Origin of the sequence: Faecalicatena contorta (genome assembly GCF_001404335.1) — a bacterium.
GTDB lineage: Bacteria > Bacillota > Clostridia > Lachnospirales > Lachnospiraceae > Faecalicatena > Faecalicatena contortus_B.
On record NZ_CYZU01000017.1, the window covers coordinates 79,219 to 99,538 of the forward strand.

Here is a 20,320-nt window from a genome sequence, read left to right on the forward strand (position 1 = left end):
GACAGAACTCCATGCAAGGTCTGATACGGACGAAACTGCATGGAGATAAGAAATGGGAAGCGTTTCATCTCTGCACTGTTTGACTGATGCACTGGTGCAGCAGCGCTTGACTATTTTTCGTCCAACCGGACTTTGCATTTTTAATATGACGATTTAAGTAAATGATTAAAAAGGAGCAAAGTCAAATGAAAAACTTTAAAAAATTATTTCAGGGATTACACTCATTCATCCTTCTGTGGGCAACCCAGTCATTTTCGGAACTGGGAAGTTCTATGACCAGTTACGCGCTTGTTATCTGGGCTTACCAGCAGACCGGATCCGCGCTTACATCCGCTCTGCTGACGGTGTGTTCTTATGCACCCTACGTACTGCTGAGTATCTTTGCAGGCGCTTTGAGCGACAGATGGGATAAAAAGCGCACCATGCTGGTATGTGACAGTCTCGCGGCAGCCAGCACCTTACTTGTATTCTTTCTGCTTGGGACGGGGCGCCTGGAAATCTGGCACCTGTATCTGATCAATGGCTTTAACGGATTGATGAACACCATCCAGCAGCCTTCCTCGGACGTAGCGGTCAGCCTGCTCACGCCAAAGGAACAATATCAGCGGGCCGGGGGAATGCGTTCATTCTCCAATTCTCTGATCACAATCCTGTCCCCGGTCATTGCCACCGCCATTTTTTCGCTTTTTGGAATGACGGCTGTCATTGCCTTTGATTTTCTGACGTTCGGGATTGCATTTATTACACTGGCATTTTTTATTCCTATTCCTGCCGTTAAGGTATCCGCCGGGAAAGCGCAGGAAACAGTTCTTCAGGCCGCAGGAAAGGGGCTGCAATTCCTTACCCGGAATAAAGGAATCTTTTACCTGATTCTTTTTCTTTCGGCCATCAACCTGACCGCCTCCATGTACAACGCGGCGCTCCCGGCAATGCTTTTGTCGCGCAATGGGGGAAGCGAGGCCGCCCTTGGGCTGGTCAATGCCTGTTCCGGAATTGCAAATGTAGCAGGAAGCCTGTTTGCTTCTTTTGCTTCGAAACCAAAGAGCCGGGTAAGGGTGATTACCAATTCTCTGCTTTTTTCTATGAGCACAGAGAATTTTCTGCTGGCACTGGGACACAGTGCACCCGTATGGTGCCTGGGCGCACTGCTTGGATGGCTGTTCATCCCGATTATGAATACGAATATGGACGTACTGCTTCGCACCCACATCCCTGTGGAGCTCCAGGGGCGGGTATATGCCATCCGCAATACCTTTCAGTTCTTTACCATTCCGATTGGCTATTTTCTGGGGGGAATCTGCGTAGACAAGGTGTTTGAACCATACATGAGCCAGAAGGCGGCTGACAGCCTGCCGGGGCTTTTATTCGGCACCGGTAAGGGAAGCGGTGCAGCAATGCTGTTTTTAATACTGGGATTTATCGGTGTGATAACCTGTCTGATATTTCGGAAAAACAAACACATCTGGGCGCTTGAAGAATAGCCAGACGTGCAGATTTCAAATTAGAAAATGCCTCTTCTGATTCAACATCAGGGAGAGGCATTTTCCACTTCGTCATCGTTCGTACGTCCGCCGGAAAACGTAAAAGGCTTTTCCAGGGAGTACCTGTTTGTTAATCAGACAGACCTGCAGCCTTCTACCGTAATTTGCGGCATCTGGAAATACGTCGTAAAGCCAAGCTTCAGGATATCCCCAAACTCTATTTGTTCAGGCGGCAGATAGACATGTCCCAATTCACTGGGTACCTTTTTGTATCCATTTTCTTCAAGTTTCTCATCCTTGCCGGCAAACCTTGCCAGCACCTCCACATAGGAGCCGCCTCATGTGCTGCACGCGCCAAGGAACAGCACGAGGTCTTTCTGACCCTTTTCGTTCATGTATTCTTTCAGATTATTACTCATTATAACCTTCATAACATGACCTCCTTTTCTTTAATATTATTATTATACACTATCTGTCTGGAAAAATCTGTGATTAAGTCACATAAAAGGGGTCTGACCCCTTTGCCCACCGTTTTCAGAATATTCTGAAATTATCTCTGGGGCATTTTGAATTCCTTCAGCGCCTGATTTAAATATTCATTGAATGGAGCCATAAGCCGAAATCGTTCAGCCGCAAATTGGATGAAAGCATCCTTGTTCTCCAGTCTCTGATCATTAAAACCGTCTTCAATATACCAGCTCTTGTTTTTTAAGTACTGCGCCATAGGGTGTTCGGCGTTGTACCCTTTTGGGACATTTTTTAATGCGCTTCCTTTGATTACAAAACCCGCCTTGCTGTCTTTGAATTGAGGGGATTCCACGATTTCCTGCAGCTCTGCTCCGTGAACGTTTATATAGTCTCTTACCATGGCAGTGGCATCACGGAACATGTCAGCAAATAATCCGCCCCCTAGAAATGATCGGTCTCCCGGGCGGATACACAGGAAATATCCGACCGGCACGGGCAGCTTGCCGGCAGGTGATATATGACATCGAAAGGCCGGATTGTACGGAGACTTGTCATTACTGAACCTGGTGTCCCTCATCAGCTTAAATGTAAGTTCTTTGGGCTGGTAGTTCAGGATTCTGGCATCGTCTTTGCCAAGTTCTGCCATCAAACCGGCGATGATCTCTTCAAACTCCCCGAACGCCTCCTGGTACTCCGCCTTATGGGAGTGAAACCACTCGCGGTTATTATTCTGTTCCAATTCACTAAGATAAGTAATTATTTTTGACATGTTGGGCCTCCTAATATTCCTGAATCTTTTTCATCTGGGAAGAATTCATTACCATTAGCATTCTTTCCTTTATCGTCTCCGGGGTCTGGTACATCGGAAGTTCATCAAATACAAGCGAAAGCTCGTCCAGCTTTTCCATCTCGTCTTTGTACTCTTCCAGCACCTGGTTTTCAAGGGGATGGAGCTTGAGGTACTCCAGGCGTTCCGGGCTGATTCTCTTCTGCCGGACCGCATATTCCACCCGCTTCCTGCAGGTGCACATTCCCACGCCGGACAGTCCGCAGTATTCTGCAAGAAATGCAGCCACCTTCCCGCGGATTCTGGAAAGCCTCTGCCGGAAATTTTCAGGAGACATCTGCAGGATCTCCCCCGCGGTACGGCTGTTGATCCGAAACATCGTCCCCAGAATAAATATACATCTGCTCTCTGCATCGAGACACTGCAGCATCACATTGGTACAGGACAATTTCAGTTCCTCCGCCAGCTGCTGCCTGCTCTCCTCCTCAATCAGCCCCTCCGTCTCATCCAAAACCGCGTATTTGATATCATTTCCATAAAATTCAAAATCCAGCGGCTGATGCGCAAACATAGACTTTTTATAATTAAGCAGATAATTCACCGCAATCCGGTACACCCATGTTTGAAAATCGCTTTCTCTCCGAAATGTCCCCAGATTCGTCATAACACGTACCAGGATCTCCTGCGCCGCATCCTCCGCATCCGGGATTGTCCCCAGCATCCGCAGAGACAGATTAAATACCATATCCTGAATTCCGGCCAGAAGTTTCTCCAGCGCATCTGCATTTCCACCGACTGCAGATTCTATAAGCGCATATTTGTTATCGTTTGCTTCCTTCATCTTATCCTTCTCCTAACTGTTTATTTTTTCTTCCTTTAAATTAGACACCATCTGCTCCATGGTGTGACAGATATTTTTAAAGTTTTAGCACAATTAATAATAATCAAGGCATTAGCAATTTCCCCCTATCTATCATCAATTATCTTTATATGAATCTGGGAATCTCTTCTTTTTTTTAGTTCTTCGGACTCTTTTTCTTCTTCATCAACTTCTTGAACCTGCGCATCACCTGTACCTGAAAGAGCTTCTAGCATCTTGGCTATCTCATTCATGGCTATGGGACCTGAACCCAGGGAAAGGATCACCATTAGGGTGATAAAAAATTTATATATCTTTTTCTTCACTAATATATTCCTCCAATTCAATCTCTGCTTCGCTCTAAAAATAGGTATGCGGTTGATACCCGCTATCTATTTGCATACAAAAAAGAAGCCATTGTTTGATTCTAAAAATGACTTATAACCACCAGAACACTTGCAATAAGGGATTCGTATGGTCATGTATATTTATGCTTTGGCCATGATTTGCGAAGGAATTGATTCAATTGTCCAGACGTATCTTTTGATTAATTAATGTCCATTTATCAGGCAATAATATAAATAAGGTTAAATAGAAAAAAAGAAAAACTATAATAAGAAAAAGAAGCAGGCCGGTTGCTTTTGGGATAGCTGCAATCGTGAGTATTGAGCATTTATTCTTCGTTATAGTTTCATTACTAGAATTATTTTTGTCCAAAAATGAAGTCTTAAAACAGGTAATATTATTACCGTCTTCATTGGTAACGATACTTCCTGAAATTTCGCACGTCTCAAAAACAGTTGTCTTATCTAATACTTCATATAGATTGTAGGCACTACAAAAAAGTGCATTCACAGTTATGCACACAGCAAAAAGCAACAGGATGAAAAAGACTCTAATACAGGATAGATGATTTTTCTTTATATTTTTTTCCATTACAGTTCCCTTCTTAGCTGCCGCTGCGGCTAGAGCGTGTCTGAAAATTTCAATTTACTTAATTATACCAGAGTAAATAGAAAAAATGAAGCGCTGTATATTTATACTATGAATAAACATTGCGTTCCGAGCTGTAACCTTGTTAGTATAAAAGACTTTGTCTACAGTATGAACAATTCCGGCAGCCCGGAACTGTTCAACCGGCTATGACCTGATTTCCACACCACCGCTCCGCTCCCCCTTGACTTTTCATTAAGAAATGATATACTAAAAAACAGGTTTGTCAATACCGTTAACGCGAAGACAGGACGAGTAAGGTGAGCAACCATACAGAGAGAAAGACATTTGCTGAGAGTCATTTCATGGGACATCATCCGAAAACCACCCTGGAGCGGCTTTAATACAGCCCGGCCGACACCGTTACCGTCTAATGAGTGGCACATGCAAAAAGGGTGGAACCGCGGTATCAAAGTCTATCGTCCCTGAACAGTTTTCAGATTGTTCAGGGGCTTTATTTTTTAAGGAGGAGAAAACAAATGAAAGTTACACTGAAAGATGGATCTGTAAAAGAATACCAGGAAAGCAAATCCGTCATTGATATTGCTTTTGATATCAGTGACGGGCTGGCAAGAGCGGCATGCGCAGGAGAAGTGGACGGAGAGGTCGTTGACCTCAGAACAGTCATTGAAAATGACTGCACTTTGAATATCCTGACCGCCCGTGATGAAGCAGGGCTCCGGGTTGTACGCCACACCTGCTCCCACGTACTGGCCGAGGCCGTAAAAAATCTATATCCGGATGCAAAGCTGGCAATCGGGCCCGCAATCGACACGGGATATTATTATGATTTTGACTCTGCGCCGTTCTCTCGGGAAGATCTGGATAAAATAGAAAAAGAAATGAAGAAGATCATTAAAAAGGGCGCCAAATTGGAGCGTTTTACACTTCCAAGAGAGGAAGCCATCTCTTTTATGGAAGAAAAAGGTGAGCCGTATAAGGCAGAGCTGATCCGTGATCTCCCGGAAGATTCCATCATCTCATTCTACAGACAGGGAGAATTTGTGGATCTGTGTGCAGGCCCGCACCTGATGAGCACAAAGGGAATCAAAGCATTTAAACTGACTTCCTCTTCCGGCGCATACTGGAGAGGCGACTCCAATAAAGCCATGCTGCAGAGGATCTATGGAAGTGCTTTTGCCACAAAGGACGAGCTGAACGAGTACCTTCAGTACCTGGAGGAAGTGAAAAAACGCGATCACAACAAGCTGGGCCGCGAGATGGAGCTGTTTACCACAGTGGATGTCATCGGCCAGGGACTCCCCCTGCTGATGCCAAAGGGCGCTAAAATTATCCAGACACTCCAGAGATGGATAGAGGATGAGGAGGATAATAACTGGGGCTATATCCGCACAAAGACTCCGTTGATGGCCAAAAGCGACCTGTACCAGATTTCCGGTCATTGGGACCACTATAAAGACGGCATGTTCGTGCTTGGAGACGAGGAGAAGGATAAGGAAGTCTTTGCTCTGAGACCCATGACCTGCCCGTTCCAGTACTATGTATACAAAGCCAGCCAGAAGTCCTACCGCGATCTTCCGCTCCGCTACAGTGAGACCTCGACCCTGTTCCGCAACGAGGAGTCCGGGGAGATGCACGGCCTGACCCGTGTCCGCCAGTTCACAATCTCCGAGGGGCACCTGATCGTCCGCCCGGACCAGATGGTAGAAGAATTTAAAGGCTGCCTGGCCCTGGCTAAAAAATGCCTGACCACCCTGGGCCTTCAGGATGACGTCACTTACCACCTGTCCAAATGGGATCCGAATAACACGGGAAAATACATTGGGGATGCAGAAGTCTGGGAAGAAACCGAGGGCCACATCCGCAATATCCTGACCGAGCTGGACGTACCTTTCGTGGAGGATGAGGGCGAGGCCGCATTCTATGGCCCCAAAGTCGATATTAATGCAAAAAATGTATACGGCAAGGAAGACACCATGATCACAATCCAGTGGGATGCGCTGCTTGCCGAACAGTTTGATATGTACTACATTGACCAGAACGGCGACAAAGTACGCCCCTATATCATCCACAGAACCTCCATCGGCTGCTACGAAAGGACCCTCGCCTGGCTGATCGAAAAATATGCCGGCATGTTCCCCACCTGGCTGTGCCCGGAACAGGTACGTATCCTCCCTGTTTCCGATAAATACCTGGATTATGCAGGCAAAGTGGAGAAGGAGCTGAAGGCTAATCATATCCTCGCCACGGTGGACGGCCGCTCCGAAAAGATCGGATACAAAATCCGCGAAGCAAGGCTTGCCAAGATCCCTTATATGCTGATTGTCGGGGAAAAAGAAGAAGCGGAAGGCACCGTATCCGTAAGAAGCCGTTTCCTTGGAGATGAAGGTGCGAAAGGCCTTCCGGAATTTATCGACGTAGTCTGCCGGGAAATCAGAACAAAAGAAATACGAAAAATTGAAGTACAGGAACAGAAATAGCTGCTGTTTGAAATACGCCGGAAACTTGCATAAACGATACGTTTTTGCAGGCTGCCGGCGTTTCTTTTATGCCTGTAAGCTGGTAGAAAAAATATCTCTCACCGCATTCCGTATATTCCGAACTGAGGTATTAGACAGCAGGAGTAAAAGTTCCGGCTTACCTGAACTATTACGGGCAGGAAACAATGCTATAAACTACAGACTATTTATATAGTAGGAGCTCAAAGTAACAGATCATTCAAACACATAATTTTACTGCCTTTACTCTCATAATAGCGCAGCATTTCGTCGATTTTTCTTTTATCATAGCTGGTAATACAATCCGAAAGTACGGAAACGCCGTAATTTGCTTTGCATAAGTTGTAGCAGGTCGATTTCACGCAGGCAGCAGCATCTGCACCTGCTATGTAGAAATCACATATTTCATTTTTGCTGATAAAGTCTGCAAACTCTTCACTGGTCAATGCGTTTCCTTTATATTTTGTAAAAATATTATTTGATACTATTTTTAAGTCTGAAGCTAATTCCGCCCCGTGTGTATTGGGTTTGAAAGTCCTCGTGCCTGCTGATAGATTTTCATGTCTGATATAAACCACATGAATATTATGATTGTCTGCCCAATCGACAGCTTTATTGATATTGTCTATAATATCTTTGTAATTTTTTGTGATGTCATTTTGAATATCTATTACTACTAAGGCTTTGTTCTGCATTTTGTCTCCTCCTACAGGTAAATTGTTTTGTTTGCTTTTTTATGATAACATTTAATTGTTGACAACATTATGGCAACAATTTATATTTAAAATAAGTTTTTGAGTAACAGTTCCAGCCTGCCCGAACTGTTACGTTTTGAAAGGTGGTTCTCACATGAAAGTTGACAGGCTTATTAGTATTATTATGATACTCCTTGATAAAGAGCGGGTAGGCGCACAGGAGTTAGCAGATATGTTTGAAGTTTCCCGCCGCACAATCTACCGGGACATAGACGCGATCAACATGGCAGGTATTCCTGTCCGCGGGGCATCGGGAGTCGGCGGCGGCTTTGAAATCATGCAGAATTACAAGGTGGATAAAAAGGTGTTTTCGACTGCCGACCTTTCCGCTATTTTAATGGGACTTTCCAGTCTTTCCAATATGATAAGCGGCAGTGAACTGGTAAATGCCCTTGCGAAAGTCAAGAGCTTTATCCCCGCCGACCAGGCGAAAAACATAGAATTAAAGGCAAATCAAATATATATAGACTTAAGTCCGTGGATGGGGAACATAAACATACAACCCTATTTAGAAATAATCAAAACAGCTTTACAGGAAAGCAAACTGATTTCATTTGATTATGCAGACCGCTACGGAAATAAAACTGCACGAACAGCCGAACCCTATCAGCTTGTATTGAAAAGCAGTCATTGGTATTTACAGGGGTATTGCCATAAAAGGAATGATTTTCGCTTATTCAGACTATCCCGTATGTCAAATCTGCAAATGAACGAGGAAACTTTTGCACCACGTGATTATCAAAAACCGCAGTTTTATTTTGCTGATATTTTGGCATCTATGCAGACCAAAATAAAAATTCGTTTTCATAACTCTGTCATGGACAGGGTACTTGATTATTGTACTTATGAAGACTTCTCGCCGGACGGTAATGAGCATTGCATTGCTAGTTTTCCTTTCATAGAGAACGAATATTACTACAATATTCTTCTCAGTTTTGGAGACAAATGCGAGTGTTTAGAGCCGTTACATATCCGTACAGAAATGAAGCGCAGATTATATGATATCGCTGCCATATACAAGAATTAATACGCAAAGAAAGACAAAAAAAGCACGCCAAAACTATATCACTCAGTCCGGCGGGCCTTTTTCATGCAGTCCAGTTCATCTTATATAAATCTTTGTTGATTACATTTTAAAATGATTATAAAAATCCTTCAGATCCTCTTTTACATCCGGAGGCAGCTGCGCCTTCTTGATCCCCCGTATTGCGCCCTCCAGCGAATACAGACGGTGGATACAGGCGGATGAATCGATCTCCTGTATTTTCAGCCAGGCCTGTTTACTTCCCATCGCCCGGAGCTGATCAAACGTAGTAATGCCGGCCTCCCGAAGCTGTTCTTCCACCACCGCTCCTATATTGGGCAGTTTCGATAATTCTCCCATTATACCTTACCTCCTGTCATCCGAATATTATATTTATTATACATCAAACAAACAAGGTGCGCCAGCCATTTCTATAGGATAACCACTACTTCATTAGCTACGAGACCTTGCAGCTAGTACATCGTAAAATAAGTAACTGCAATTTAAGCTGAGATAAATTTTCGAGAGTGCTGCTCCACAAACGCAGGCGTAGCGGGCTACGCTGAGGCTTGTGGAGTAGTGCTATCGGAAATTTAGGTCAGCTTATGTGGCAGTTACTTATTTTACGAGGCACTAAGTACACGGCATGGTCTGAACTGCAGCTAAGACTCCTCAGCCAATTTCCGGTAAACATAGATAAAGACTACCGTTAGAATACCGAGATTCACTAAAATAGTCCCCCAGGCCTTTGCTGTACCGCCATCGTCCATTCCGCTGATCATCAAGTAAATCTGCTGTGAATAAAAAACGGCAGCTATTTTCTTAATGGTATCGTTAAACGTAGACAGCATTGGTAAGAAAGAGAGCACCATCATAACGGGCACTGTCAGGGAAGTTGCGCTCATCTGGCTTTTACATGCAGTTCCGATAATTGCACCGATCAGAACGGACAGGATGATCCCCGTCATCATGACGCCGCAGAACTTCAAAAATGCCATGCCGGAAAGTCCAGCCGTCAAACCGAAGCACACCGTGCCTGCCAGACACGCCAGCAGGACGCACCCGCCCACTGCCGCCAGATACTGAGGCATTCTGACATTTGCCATCAGCAGCGCCTTTAATGTATGTTTTTCCTTTTCTTCTGCCAGAACCTCCGTCGTAGCAATAAGCGGCGCCATTCCAATATACATGGACGCAAACATATAAACAAAATAATTTCTCGGCAAGCCCGGCATCTCCACTGCAAACGTCATGATAACCGCTAATACAGGAAACATGACAAACTGGATCAGTACATTTTTATTTTTTAGGGTATCCTTCCATTGTTTTTTCAGAATCGCGGTTACATTTCTCATATCTGCCTCCTAATATGTCGTACAGACCTCCCTGCAGCTCTTTCTCAATATCAGTCTACGCAAGGGGATTGCCTGCTTCAGCCTTTCACCAGGCTTCTTCCTGTCAGTTTCATAAATACAGTTTCCAGATCCGGCTCTGTTGAATGGATGCTCTCTACCTCTCCCTGCCGGAATGAGGATGATATCGTGTCAGCAGCCTCCGGGGAATTGGGCAGAGTCATCATCTCTCCGTTTTTAAATAGAATCTGAATCTGATTCAATTCATTATACTTGCGGCACAAAGCGTCCGGTTCGCCGTATTCCACAATCTTTCCCTGATGGATCAGCGCGATATGGTCGCACAGCTTTGCCGCCTCCTCCATATTATGAGTGGTCAGAAATATGGTGGCGCCTTTCTCTTTCTGCTCACGAATCAGCCCGTGTATTTCCGCCGTCATAGCCGGATCCAGGGCACCGGTCGGTTCATCCATGAATAACAGCTTTGGTTCCTGCAGAATCGCCCTAGCGAAGATCAGACGCTGGCGCATCCCCTTGGACAGGCTGGACGCAGCCGTACGCCCTTCCCCGTCCAGGCCTACCTGGCGCAGTACTTCCCGAATCCGGCTTTTAGGAATCCCATGGATATCAGTAAACAGCTTCAAATTGTCGTAACAGCTCAGCCTTTCATAAACACCTGAATCATCCAGCATAGCCCCCATCTGGCTGTAGATTTTGGCCCGCTCAGTGACCGGCAGTCCCAGTACCCGGATCTCCCCCCGGTCCGCCTTTAACTGACCGGTAATTAACTTAATCAGCGTTGTTTTCCCAGCTCCGGAAGGCCCCAGCAGGCCAAAGACTTCCCCCTTCTGGATCTCGATAGAAATCTCTTTAAGCACTTGCTTTTCGTGAAATGATTTGCTGACACCTCTTATACTAATCGCGTTCTCCATCCTGATCCTCCTTCCATCTTTCCTTCAGATACTCCAGGCTTTCCTCCAGTTTCTCATTTTCCATCCGGTTCTTAACAGACATGATCCAGACGCTGGCCCCAAAACATATTGCAAAGCATAATACAAACATCACCCAGGCCTGCCACATCTGGACAGGAAACCATTTAAACAGAATAATAAAGAGTACAATTACCAGAACAGAACAAAGCAGCATCAGGCAGATCCGGTACAATTCCGGCATATATTTTGCCGCCCTTTCCGAAAAGAAAAGGAACCTTATCCCGGTGATCAGTATGGCTAACCCCAGATACTGGCACATCGTAGCCAGCGCAATCCCGCTCCCGCCCAGCCTGAACATCGTGGAAAGAGTGCGGGTCTCTTCTCCGAAAGCAAACGTAAAGATCATCATCAGGATCATCATAAACCCAAATGTACAAAGTACATTTTCCGCAAAGTCAAAAAAATTCTTTTTTTCTTCCATTTATTTCACCCCCAGTTTCTTTCGCACATAGTCCGCATACTGCCTGGACACGGTCAGCTGCTCCCCGTTTGTCATCGTTACCCGCAGCTTCCTGTCCAGATCCGCACGGATCTTCTGGATCTGCCGCAGATTAATAATGCAGGACTTTCCTGCCCGAAAGAAATCGAACTCTTTCAGTTCCTCCTCAAGCTCATATAATTTTAAGCAAGATTCAAAAACATCGTCCTTGGTATACAAAAAAGTTTTCTTATCAGCCGTATCAATATAAAGGATCTTAGAAATATCCAAAATATGCGATTCCCCGTCCTTCTCTCCCAGCAGCTTAAAATCTAAAATGCGCAGGATCGAAATCACCCGCTCCAGCTGCGGAGTCAAATGCCGGCAGGTAATCTGGATCTCTGTCTCATCAATCTGACTGTCCGTTTGAATCGAGATTTTCAAAAAGCCCTCCCCCTTTCAATATCTGTATTAACTATACTTGCTCAAAATCAGAAAAACAATCCCCATAAACTAACCTGCCTAAATAAGGGGCTGAGTTTCCATGTGGAGAGGATGAAGAGGACGCCTGGCATGGGACGGAACGCAGACGGAAGCATCTGTTTGTTGGGGATTCTGGCCGCTGTGCTAAGCAGCAGTAAAAGGTAACCCACAAAATCAGCCGGCAAAAATTGGATCATAATCAACTTTTGCCGACTGATTTTGTGGGTTACCTCTTACTATTCCTATAATTTAAGAAATTTGCTGACCAGGAAAAGATCCCACTCCTCATAAGTTTCCTCGTAAGCTCATTCTCTAATATATGACGCAATACCGTTTGCTATCCCCTCAGCCATTTTTTGCTGAAATTCTGGATCTGCCATCTGCGTATCATCCTGTTGGTTGGTCATAAATCCCATCTCAAGAATTATAACCGGAACCTGGCTCCAATTAATTCCTGTCATGGTATCGTCCGTTTGAACGCCTCTGTTATAAATACCGGTGGCTGCGCAGTATGAATTCAGGACATTCTCTGCGAGCCGGAAGCTCTCCTCGTACAGGCCTCCTGCATAAGGATTATCCGGTGACATAACCAGACACAGAGCACCGGCACTCTCTGGACTCTCACTGCCGTTTGCATGAATCCTTACACAAAGTTCTGCTCCGGATTCATTTGCAATCTTTGCACGGTCCTGATTGCTGACCGATGTTTCATGGTTTTCGCGGGTCATCACCACCTGAAAACCTCGTTCAGCCAAACACGCTTTTACCCGATTGGCTATATCCAGGTTGAGCTGATATTCCGCAAGCCCGGTAAAACGGCCTGCAGTGCCCGATGTTGTCTTCGCCTTCATGATACCGGAACCCGGCCCGTCCTCTTCTTCTCCCATCATTCCCGCATCCGGTCCCTGATGGCCGGGATCCAGCGCTATGATGATCTGGTTCTCTGTTTTCTCATGTTCTGCTGCAGTATCTGGTTCCTGAGTGTCCGGTTTTACAGGATCTGATTTCTTTGTATTCGATTCTTCAATATCTGATTTCTCAGTATTTGATTCCTCCGTGTTTGATTCCTTCGCGTTTAATTCCGCTAAGCCGGCTTTGGGAGTGTCTCCGTTATTCTGTTTCTCAGCACCGGCTTTCGGAGTTTCTGTCTGTGAGGAAGCCTGCCGGCTGACCTGACCGGCCATTACCTGTTTTCCTGCTGCCCGTTCCGGCTTTCTGGCCGAATAGATAAAGACTCCGGCCGCGGCTACCGCTAACACCACGGCTATTCCCGCTATTCCTCTGATTTTCTTCTTGTCCATAATTCTCCCTTTCAGCCGCATTTCGGGCCCTATTACAAATATGAGATATTATATGCCCCGCTTGTCCAAATTATGAACAAAAAGAAAGTTTAAAGCACCTTTTTTGAGTGTTTTTTCCGATGTCCGTTTTTATAAAAAATCGAACAGACTCATCTGTTTCCCACTGTCCGCATTTTTACGTTTGTCTGCCCGCTCCCTGCAGATTTCCTCCTCAGGAAGTTCCGCGAGAAATTCGGATTCTTCCTGGGAAGTTGTCAGTATCAGTTCGTCTTTCGCCCTTGTCATACCGACATAGAAAAGCCTGCGCTCCTCTTCTGTATCTACAGTATCGTCTTTTTCAAAGGGGATAAGCCCTTTTCTGACACCATAAATGAATGTTACAGGAAATTCCAGTCCCTTCGCCCCGTGAAGCGTCATAAGTGTGACCGCCTCGCCTGTATAGCGCTTGTCACCGCAGCGTTTTAAATCGCTCTCCACGCCCATGCTCAGCGCCTCCATAAATTCATCCATATTCTTATAGAACACAGTCATCTCCGCAAGTTTTTTCATCGCAGTGCTATCCTGCATCTGCATTTCTTCTATCCATTTCTCCAGGAACTTCTGAGGCCTGCTTTTTGCATAGAGGGGTCTGAACTTTTCTGCCATTGCCTGAAATACGCCCTCTGCCACCACATTCATTTCCATATTCCATAACAGCTTCAGGGATATTTTCTTAGAAAATTCATCCGCCGGATTCGCCAGGCATTTGAAGAAGGAAATGCTCCCTCTTACTTCATCCTCTGCCAGAAATGCTTCTCTTCCCGCTGTAACATATGGGATTCCTTCTTTTCTGAGGCATTTCTCCAACAGGTCAGCCTGCCGGTGTGTCCGGTAGAGCACGGCAATGTCACCGAATCCCCGTTCTTTACCGCTTCCGGCGCCGATCTCCTGGGCCTCCAGCATGCCGATTCCGCCTGTAAGCCTGTTGATCTCCTTTGCTGTAAATATGGCCTCTGCCATCTCGCTTGCTGCTTTTACTACGCGTACCGGCATTTCTTCCTGCCTGTAGGCCATGAGCCGTCTCTCCGGTCCCGGATTGTGTGAAATAACAGACGCAGCCGCATGAAGTACGGAAGGTGTACAGCGGTAGTTCCATGCAAGCCGGATCTCCTGCATATCCGGATCATCCTCTTTCAGCTTTTCAAAACAACACGCATCCGATCCGCGGAAACCATAGATGGACTGATCCGGATCCCCAATTACAAACAGCTCCCTTCCGCCTTTGCTCCAAGCCTGAATAAGCCGGTACTGTATGGGACTAATATCCTGAAATTCATCGACAAGCAGATAGGAAAACCCTTTTTCCCATCCATCCTGTGCGCCTCCCTGTTCCATCCGCTTTAATGTCTCCAGAAGCAGGTCGTCAAAATCCAACAGCTTCTGTTCCTGCAGAATCCTCTGGTATGCATCCACTCCTTCCTGCCAGTTCAGAGGCATATCCGGCGCCTCTTCATCCGCACCGTTTTGCACCAGCCTGGTCTGCATCTCTACGGCGGACATTCCCGATTTGAGAAGAGATACCACCCGGTGCAGTTCTTTTGGCTTCATCTTCAGCCCGGTTTCGTCCACTGCTCTTCCTGCCGCCTCCAATGAGGCCGCATCATCCGCCAGTGAGAATTCGATTCCCTGTTTTTTCAGGAAATTCAGGCAGATTGCGTGGAAAGTCCCTACCTGCATTTTGTTCAGATTTCTGGATCTGCCAATCTCCTTTTTGATTCTTTCCATCAGCTCCCCTGCCGCCTTATTTGTAAATGTAACCGCAGTAATTTCGGAAGGCTTTACCTTTCGCACTTCCAGCATATGTAAAATCCTTGCTATCAGAGTCTTTGTTTTTCCGGTACCTGGCCCGGCAACCACGGCAATTGCGCTGCCCACGGCACGAACGGCCTGTTCCTGTTCCGGGTTGAGTCCCGCCGATTGGTTCTGGCTGCCCGCTTCCCCGGCAGTTTTCTCACCGTCTGCCATGCTCTCTGGTACAACATTTTCTGCACCTGTTTTTGCTGCAGCCTCCTTGCCGTCGCCGGACATCTGTGGCTTATCAGCCTGATTCCCCTCTTCATTGATGCGTTTCTCTACCGTCTCTGCCGCCTGGATACAAAGGGCATCAAAGAAACTCATTTGCCCATCCAGACTGTCGATCTCGTTCTGCGTAAATAATTGAATTGTCCCATACTCTCCGTCAAACCCCGGATTGCGCTCTACCTTCCCGTCTCTCAGCCTTCGGATACCTTCCGCAATCAGATGACCCGATATTTTTTTCACCTCTTCCTCAGGGACCGTCCGCAGTATTTCGAACTCCGGTCCCAATGTACGCAGCATATTCCGGTACTCCTTCTGTACTTTTGTACTCGCCGCGGAGTGCCCCAGGGACGCACCAATCACTTCCGGCAGCGGCACCAGGCTCTCAAAACCTTTCGCCTCAGTCAGAACGTAGCCTTCTTCCCGGTCAGCCAGTTGTTCAACCCGATGCGACACTCCGATTGTCAGCTTTCGGCCGCATACGGGGCAGATGCCCCTATATTTTATCGTCTCCGCGGGCGTCAGGCAGATGCCGCATTTTCGGTGGCCGTCGTAATGGTATTTTCCCTCTTCAGGGAAAAACTCAATCGTTCCATACAGGCCTTTTCCGGTCTATATTGCCTCCCTGAGTTCTGCAAACGAAAGCCCGATATCCAGCAGATTCGCTTCACGGCCCAATTTAGCCGGGGAATGCGCATCTGAGTTGGAAATCAGCTGATACTGATCCAGCGCAGAAATCCGCCAGTTCATCGGCGGGTCAGAGGACAGGCCGGTCTCCATAGCATGGATATGTCCTGCTAAATCCCCAAAGCACTCCTCCACGGAATCGAATCCTGAGAAAGCACCGAAAAGGGAGAAATGGGGCGTCCAAATATGAGCGGGCACATAAATTGCACCGGGGCACAACTCCAGCATAATTTCCAGCAGATCATGACAGTCCAGCCCCAGAATCGGCCGGCCGTCTGAATGGATATTTCCAATGATCTCCAGCTTTCTTGCCAGTATCTCCGCATCCTCCAGGCCCGGCAGCAAAATCAGGCTGTGTACCTTGCGGACTCTGTCGTACTTCTTATAGATGGAACTGATTTCTCCTGTGATTACAAACCTTGGGATCATCACATCCGCCACAGAGCCGTCTGATATGCGGTATTCTTCTTTCAAAGTGTAAAACCCTTCTTCCGCCGGCTGGAGCTTTTCCAGCATCTCTTCCCGCCAGGCCGGATGGGTAAAGTCACCGGTTCCGACAATGTGAATCCCCTTTCGTCTCGCCCATAAGTCCAGGTTTTCCAGATTGCAGTCCCTGCTGGTGGCTCGGGAATAATGGGAATGGATATGCAAATCTGCTATGTACATATAAACACCCTCTCTTCTGAATACTTTATGAAATTACTTGTCCGCTTTTGTATCTTTGCTGTTCATTATAACATGTGATATCGTCGGAAATCCAGTCTATCGCATCCTGCCATGTATAGAATATAGTCCTGCCCTTCCTCCTCATCAGCTGAGAAAAATACGTGCTTATTATGGCCGCCTGGCCCCTGCTTCCGGGAGGGGGCATTACTGGTTCTATTGGAAATCTGCTGAGGATGTCGGTGTAACGCTTTTTCTGGTAAATCGGATTTCTGCTGGAGAAAAGTGATATTTCCCGGTATTTTTCCTGTCCGTTTTGGCTCGGATAGTCGTATATTTCAAAAAATAGTTCCAGGGCTTTCTGTACTAATTCCGGGGAACGGTATACACCGAATGAACAGGATAACACTTCTCTTGTATCTCTGCTTAGAAGAACACAGAGATAGATGTTTCCATCCATCTCTGTGTGATATTGTCCTATGCCGACACACAGCTTGTGCGGGGACGGGACCTTTACGCACGGCTGATTGCACGGCTGATTTGGTATTGGGACGCCCTCTGTTGTATACGGACACTTGTCTAGCTGCGGTCTCTCGGCTGTTTGAACTTTCTTGGCGATCCGGAGCCATCCGGCCCCTTGCTGCAGCTCTGAATCGTCCTTCCAGCGGAGAATATCTTCTGGTATGTCTTCGTAATCTTCCATGTGGAGTACGGGATTTAACTGCTCTAATCTCATACTTTATCTCCTAATTTTTGGTGATTTTATGTTACGTTAAAAACAGGCGGGATCTGTCTCGCAGCTATATTTTGTCATTTTCCAGGATATGTAACAGCAGGCCTTCGCATCCTTCTACTATATCGTCGTATGTTCTGTCGAAATTGCCTGTGTACCAGGGGTCGGCAATATCACGGGGATTGACGGTAAAGTCTAGAAGGCGGTGTACCTTGTGGTCTGGGTCGGATCCTATGATGCGGTGGATGTTGCGGATATTGCGGTACTCCATGCCTATGATGTAGTCGTATGCAGCGTAATCCTTCTTTTGCATTTGGACTGCATATTTGCCGGCTGTACTGATGCCTTGGGTCTTTAACTTTTGGACCGTTCCGTGATGGACTGGGTTGCCTTCTTCTTCGCGGCTTGTGGCTGCTGAGGCTATGGAAAATGAATTGGGTAAGCCTCTCTTTTGGACCATGTCGCGGAAAACAAATTCTGCCATGGGGGAACGGCAGATGTTGCCGTGGCAGATAAATAGTATTTTTATCATCTTGATTACATCCCTTCCAGTTTTTGAATAACACATTTTAGGTTAATAAAAATGGGCTATCTAAATCTAATATACAGTCAAATACATCCTTATTATCCAGTTCATTATCAAAGCCAAGTATTCTGAAACAAACATTTTTATCTCCCATACAACAATATTCATTCTTTAAGCATTGCTAAATAGCTGTCCAGTCTTTCATTCACATATCCCGCAAATAATTTCTCCATCGCTCCCAAATTATGCTTCACATGGTATTCGTCAAAAGCATTGTAATACGCAATTCGATCCGCAAATTTTATGTCGATCGGTGGATATCCAGCTTTCATCAATTCCAGATTCACAAGCAAGCGCCCCGTGCGACCATTACCATCGATAAACGGGTGAATGCCTTCAAATTCAATATGAAGCCGGGCAAGCTTGGGAATGATATGCTCTGGGCTTTTTCTATAACGCTCCAACAACTGATCCATCTTCGGCTGGATTAAATACGGCTGTACAGGCTCATGTTTTGCCCCCATAATTCTTACCGGGACTTTTCTGTATACACCCCTGTCATCTTTTTTATCAGCCAACACTAAATAATGGATTTGTTTAATGATACTTTCTGATAATGGTGACTGTTCTTTCACCAATTCCCGCACAAAATCGAAGGCTTCCTTATGTCCAACCGCCTCCATATGATCTTTTAACGGCTTCTGATCAATGGTCAAACCGCGCAGTACCATATCAGTTTCACGGAGAGTCAGCGTATTCCCCTCAATGGCATTGGAATTGTAAGTAAATTCAACCACAAATTCCTCTGTCAGCCGCTCCACCTCTCCCTCAGTCAAAGGACGTCTGGAATCCAGTTCTATTTTCTTCCTATCAATGTTCTCAAGCAGGCTTTCCGCAGACTTATACCGGCCATCCTCAGGTTTTTGCGCCTCTGCTGGAACCTTCCAACTGCGCCCCTCACGGATAACGCCTGGAATTTTCCGCTCTGCACATAATATTCGTACTCTTCTATCTGAAATGCCCCATTTCTCTGCGGCCTGTTTTACTGACATATACATATTTCTGCACCTCGCTTTGAACAATAGTATACCAAATTATCGGAATAATAGCAACGCTATCGGAATAATATTACCCGTTTTTCGGAACAATACAAAAGCCCAAAAGCGACTTTTTCCAATGCAAGTAAGTAGGTAATCATCCGACAGTTTGGCGGACCATGGGAGAATATCCACCATCTCTTCCTTTACCGAAAACGCACCGAAATCTTTCATTTTTTCCATCACATGTGAGAGATAGTTGTATGGCTTCAGTCCATTCATAAGCGCAGTTTCTGTGATACTGTACAGAGTTGCACTGGCCTGTGCCCCGCGGATGGTGTCCGGCTCGTCGATCACCTGGACACGGGTTGCATCTCCATGGGCATACCTGCCCTGGAGGAATTCTTCCTTCATCAGTCCATAAAGTGGCTGCAAATACCTTTACGCACACTGAATGATCCAATTTGCCATGGTTTCCTTAGAAAGGTTCAGACCATAACGGGCAAATTCCCGCTCCTGACGCGCCAAGGACATGCCATTGACATACTTTGAGCTCATGATACCTGCCACCAAGGATGGTGTTGCCACACTGCCATTAAGAAGGGAAGGCGTCTTTTCCGTTTCAAAGGCGGAAAGGTCTTCTCCTATTTGCCGGGACACTTCTTTCCTTTATAGGAAGACGGATGGATTTCCTCCATTTCCGGCTCCGGCGCACCCGGATCTGTTTCCTACTCTGCCCCGTTAAAAAGGCTCAGCTGGGTATATCCATCCGCGTATTTTTCGCTGGATGTGCCAAACTGTTTCCGCTGCGCAAGGGTCAGACGGTCAGAGATCACCGCGTTCAGGATTTCAATTCCTTTGTTTTTTTCTTCAAGGACCTAGAGCTTTGTCTCCTGTTTCCGATACTGCTCCTGCATGGTTTTCATTAGGGTGATGATATCCTCCCGCTCATCCTGTTCAGTTGTTCCTCTATAAAAAACGGATCCATAACACAGCCTCAATTTTCTGGAATCTCTACCAGAAGTATACCATAGGAAAAATTTCATTCCTATAGGGTACTGCATTCCGGGGCAGAGGAAAATTTGCCCAGAATAAAAGAATTTTGGCCTTTTTGCGGTAAGAGCTTAATTTTCAGCCATGATAGAAAAAATACCCGACTACTTTTCAGCAGTATACGGTAAATCACTAGTACCGTGCTAGTTTTATCTATCTATGAGATAATAACTCCAGAAAACTACAAGTTT

General features: G+C 46.1%; 21 protein-coding genes and 1 pseudogene. 3 read left to right on the forward strand and 19 right to left on the reverse strand.

The features are described 5' to 3' along the window. The first annotated feature begins 185 nt into the window (after positions 1 to 185). Positions 186 to 1,481 (forward strand): MFS transporter, encoded by a 1,296-nt coding sequence (locus tag ARB69_RS10530; protein WP_055153001.1) that lies wholly within the window; start codon positions 186 to 188, stop codon positions 1,479 to 1,481. A 134-nt stretch (positions 1,482 to 1,615) separates the two neighbouring features. Here the strand turns inward: ARB69_RS10530 and ARB69_RS10535 are convergent, their stop codons facing one another. The 5 genes from ARB69_RS10535 to ARB69_RS10555 all read right to left on the reverse strand — a co-directional run bounded on the left by ARB69_RS10535 (position 1,616) and on the right by ARB69_RS10555 (position 4,531). Then, complete coding sequence (locus ARB69_RS10535) at positions 1,616 to 1,807, reverse strand: hypothetical protein (RefSeq protein WP_025655996.1); 192 nt, start codon at positions 1,805 to 1,807, stop codon at positions 1,616 to 1,618. 224 nt (positions 1,808 to 2,031) lie between these two features. Further along, positions 2,032 to 2,718 (reverse strand): DUF2461 domain-containing protein, encoded by a 687-nt coding sequence (locus ARB69_RS10540; RefSeq protein ID WP_055153004.1) that lies wholly within the window; start codon positions 2,716 to 2,718, stop codon positions 2,032 to 2,034. Between the two features lie 10 nt (positions 2,719 to 2,728). Continuing rightward, positions 2,729 to 3,577, reverse strand: a complete 849-nt coding sequence (locus ARB69_RS10545; RefSeq protein ID WP_055153006.1) for an RNA polymerase sigma factor — start codon at positions 3,575 to 3,577, stop codon at positions 2,729 to 2,731. Positions 3,578 to 3,702: 125 nt separating this feature from the next. Beyond that, complete coding sequence (locus ARB69_RS10550) at positions 3,703 to 3,921, reverse strand: hypothetical protein (protein WP_055153008.1); 219 nt, start codon at positions 3,919 to 3,921, stop codon at positions 3,703 to 3,705. A gap of 196 nt (positions 3,922 to 4,117) precedes the next feature. Next, positions 4,118 to 4,531, reverse strand: coding sequence for a hypothetical protein (locus ARB69_RS10555; protein WP_055153010.1), 414 nt, complete (start codon positions 4,529 to 4,531; stop codon positions 4,118 to 4,120). Positions 4,532 to 5,067: 536 nt separating this feature from the next. Here ARB69_RS10555 and thrS point away from each other — a divergent pair. Next, positions 5,068 to 7,029: a threonine--tRNA ligase gene (gene thrS / locus ARB69_RS10560; protein ID WP_055153012.1), complete on the forward strand. Its 1,962-nt coding sequence runs from the start codon at positions 5,068 to 5,070 to the stop codon at positions 7,027 to 7,029. A gap of 221 nt (positions 7,030 to 7,250) precedes the next feature. Here the strand turns inward: thrS and ARB69_RS10565 are convergent, their stop codons facing one another. Next, entirely contained in the window at positions 7,251 to 7,742 is a 492-nt protein-coding gene (locus ARB69_RS10565; RefSeq protein ID WP_050640558.1) for a cysteine hydrolase family protein, read from the reverse strand. Between the two features lie 154 nt (positions 7,743 to 7,896). Between ARB69_RS10565 and ARB69_RS10570 the strand changes: the two genes are divergently transcribed. Then, positions 7,897 to 8,829 (forward strand): helix-turn-helix transcriptional regulator, encoded by a 933-nt coding sequence (locus tag ARB69_RS10570; protein ID WP_055153014.1) that lies wholly within the window; start codon positions 7,897 to 7,899, stop codon positions 8,827 to 8,829. 99 nt (positions 8,830 to 8,928) lie between these two features. Here the strand turns inward: ARB69_RS10570 and ARB69_RS10575 are convergent, their stop codons facing one another. From ARB69_RS10575 to ARB69_RS28460, 13 genes and pseudogenes are all read right to left on the reverse strand, one after another. After that, positions 8,929 to 9,186: a TfoX/Sxy family protein gene (locus tag ARB69_RS10575; protein ID WP_050640560.1), complete on the reverse strand. Its 258-nt coding sequence runs from the start codon at positions 9,184 to 9,186 to the stop codon at positions 8,929 to 8,931. Between the two features lie 302 nt (positions 9,187 to 9,488). Continuing rightward, a complete protein-coding gene (locus ARB69_RS10580) occupies positions 9,489 to 10,181 on the reverse strand; it encodes an ABC transporter permease (RefSeq protein ID WP_055153016.1) in 693 nt (230 codons plus the stop codon). A gap of 77 nt (positions 10,182 to 10,258) precedes the next feature. Beyond that, positions 10,259 to 11,110 carry an ABC transporter ATP-binding protein gene (locus ARB69_RS10585; protein ID WP_055153018.1) on the reverse strand — a complete coding sequence of 284 codons (852 nt, stop codon included), beginning with the start codon at positions 11,108 to 11,110 and terminating at the stop codon, positions 10,259 to 10,261. Continuing rightward, a complete protein-coding gene (locus tag ARB69_RS10590) occupies positions 11,094 to 11,591 on the reverse strand; it encodes a hypothetical protein (protein ID WP_050640563.1) in 498 nt (165 codons plus the stop codon). Before ARB69_RS10590 ends, ARB69_RS10585 begins: the two co-directional genes overlap by 17 nt. Then, the gene (locus tag ARB69_RS10595; protein ID WP_050640564.1) at positions 11,592 to 12,032 is read right to left on the reverse strand and encodes a LytTR family DNA-binding domain-containing protein; all 441 of its coding nucleotides are present in this window, start codon (positions 12,030 to 12,032) and stop codon (positions 11,592 to 11,594) included. It lies immediately after the preceding gene. A 344-nt stretch (positions 12,033 to 12,376) separates the two neighbouring features. After that, entirely contained in the window at positions 12,377 to 13,372 is a 996-nt protein-coding gene (locus tag ARB69_RS10605; RefSeq protein ID WP_055153022.1) for an N-acetylmuramoyl-L-alanine amidase family protein, read from the reverse strand. Between the two features lie 129 nt (positions 13,373 to 13,501). Further along, a pseudogene (locus tag ARB69_RS10610) lies at positions 13,502 to 16,783 on the reverse strand (UvrD-helicase domain-containing protein). Positions 16,784 to 16,808: 25 nt separating this feature from the next. Then, positions 16,809 to 17,516 carry a hypothetical protein gene (locus ARB69_RS10615; RefSeq protein WP_055153024.1) on the reverse strand — a complete coding sequence of 236 codons (708 nt, stop codon included), beginning with the start codon at positions 17,514 to 17,516 and terminating at the stop codon, positions 16,809 to 16,811. Positions 17,517 to 17,580: 64 nt separating this feature from the next. Then, positions 17,581 to 18,045 carry a low molecular weight protein-tyrosine-phosphatase gene (locus tag ARB69_RS10620; protein ID WP_055153025.1) on the reverse strand — a complete coding sequence of 155 codons (465 nt, stop codon included), beginning with the start codon at positions 18,043 to 18,045 and terminating at the stop codon, positions 17,581 to 17,583. 158 nt (positions 18,046 to 18,203) lie between these two features. Then, a complete protein-coding gene (locus tag ARB69_RS10625) occupies positions 18,204 to 19,097 on the reverse strand; it encodes a Fic family protein (RefSeq protein WP_055153027.1) in 894 nt (297 codons plus the stop codon). A gap of 36 nt (positions 19,098 to 19,133) precedes the next feature. Continuing rightward, entirely contained in the window at positions 19,134 to 19,490 is a 357-nt protein-coding gene (locus ARB69_RS27665) for a transposase domain-containing protein (protein WP_055153029.1), read from the reverse strand. Between the two features lie 27 nt (positions 19,491 to 19,517). Next, positions 19,518 to 19,634, reverse strand: coding sequence for an IS66 family transposase (locus ARB69_RS28245; protein ID WP_242857577.1), 117 nt, complete (start codon positions 19,632 to 19,634; stop codon positions 19,518 to 19,520). A gap of 170 nt (positions 19,635 to 19,804) precedes the next feature. Next, positions 19,805 to 19,912 (reverse strand): hypothetical protein, encoded by a 108-nt coding sequence (locus ARB69_RS28460; RefSeq protein WP_420319456.1) that lies wholly within the window; start codon positions 19,910 to 19,912, stop codon positions 19,805 to 19,807. Positions 19,913 to 20,320 lie beyond the last annotated feature (408 nt).

What these genes read in the sequence shown, in the direction of transcription:
- ARB69_RS10545 (WP_055153006.1), bottom strand. Translation starts at nt 3,577, where the DNA reads ATGAAGGAAGCAAACGATAACAAATATGCGCTTATAGAATCTGCAGTC.
- ARB69_RS28245 (WP_242857577.1), bottom strand. Translation starts at nt 19,634, where the DNA reads ATGAGCTCAAAGTATGTCAATGGCATGTCCTTGGCGCGTCAGGAGCGG.
- ARB69_RS10625 (WP_055153027.1), bottom strand. Translation starts at nt 19,097, where the DNA reads ATGTATATGTCAGTAAAACAGGCCGCAGAGAAATGGGGCATTTCAGAT.
- ARB69_RS10570 (WP_055153014.1), top strand. Translation starts at nt 7,897, where the DNA reads ATGAAAGTTGACAGGCTTATTAGTATTATTATGATACTCCTTGATAAA.
- ARB69_RS10565 (WP_050640558.1), bottom strand. Translation starts at nt 7,742, where the DNA reads ATGCAGAACAAAGCCTTAGTAGTAATAGATATTCAAAATGACATCACA.
- ARB69_RS10615 (WP_055153024.1), bottom strand. Translation starts at nt 17,516, where the DNA reads ATGAGATTAGAGCAGTTAAATCCCGTACTCCACATGGAAGATTACGAA.
- ARB69_RS10555 (WP_055153010.1), bottom strand. Translation starts at nt 4,531, where the DNA reads ATGGAAAAAAATATAAAGAAAAATCATCTATCCTGTATTAGAGTCTTT.
- ARB69_RS27665 (WP_055153029.1), bottom strand. Translation starts at nt 19,490, where the DNA reads ATGAAGGAAGAATTCCTCCAGGGCAGGTATGCCCATGGAGATGCAACC.
- ARB69_RS10530 (WP_055153001.1), top strand. Translation starts at nt 186, where the DNA reads ATGAAAAACTTTAAAAAATTATTTCAGGGATTACACTCATTCATCCTT.
- ARB69_RS10580 (WP_055153016.1), bottom strand. Translation starts at nt 10,181, where the DNA reads ATGAGAAATGTAACCGCGATTCTGAAAAAACAATGGAAGGATACCCTA.
- ARB69_RS10540 (WP_055153004.1), bottom strand. Translation starts at nt 2,718, where the DNA reads ATGTCAAAAATAATTACTTATCTTAGTGAATTGGAACAGAATAATAAC.
- ARB69_RS10585 (WP_055153018.1), bottom strand. Translation starts at nt 11,110, where the DNA reads ATGGAGAACGCGATTAGTATAAGAGGTGTCAGCAAATCATTTCACGAA.
- ARB69_RS10575 (WP_050640560.1), bottom strand. Translation starts at nt 9,186, where the DNA reads ATGGGAGAATTATCGAAACTGCCCAATATAGGAGCGGTGGTGGAAGAA.
- ARB69_RS10605 (WP_055153022.1), bottom strand. Translation starts at nt 13,372, where the DNA reads ATGGACAAGAAGAAAATCAGAGGAATAGCGGGAATAGCCGTGGTGTTA.
- ARB69_RS10590 (WP_050640563.1), bottom strand. Translation starts at nt 11,591, where the DNA reads ATGGAAGAAAAAAAGAATTTTTTTGACTTTGCGGAAAATGTACTTTGT.
- thrS (WP_055153012.1), top strand. Translation starts at nt 5,068, where the DNA reads ATGAAAGTTACACTGAAAGATGGATCTGTAAAAGAATACCAGGAAAGC.
- ARB69_RS10620 (WP_055153025.1), bottom strand. Translation starts at nt 18,045, where the DNA reads ATGATAAAAATACTATTTATCTGCCACGGCAACATCTGCCGTTCCCCC.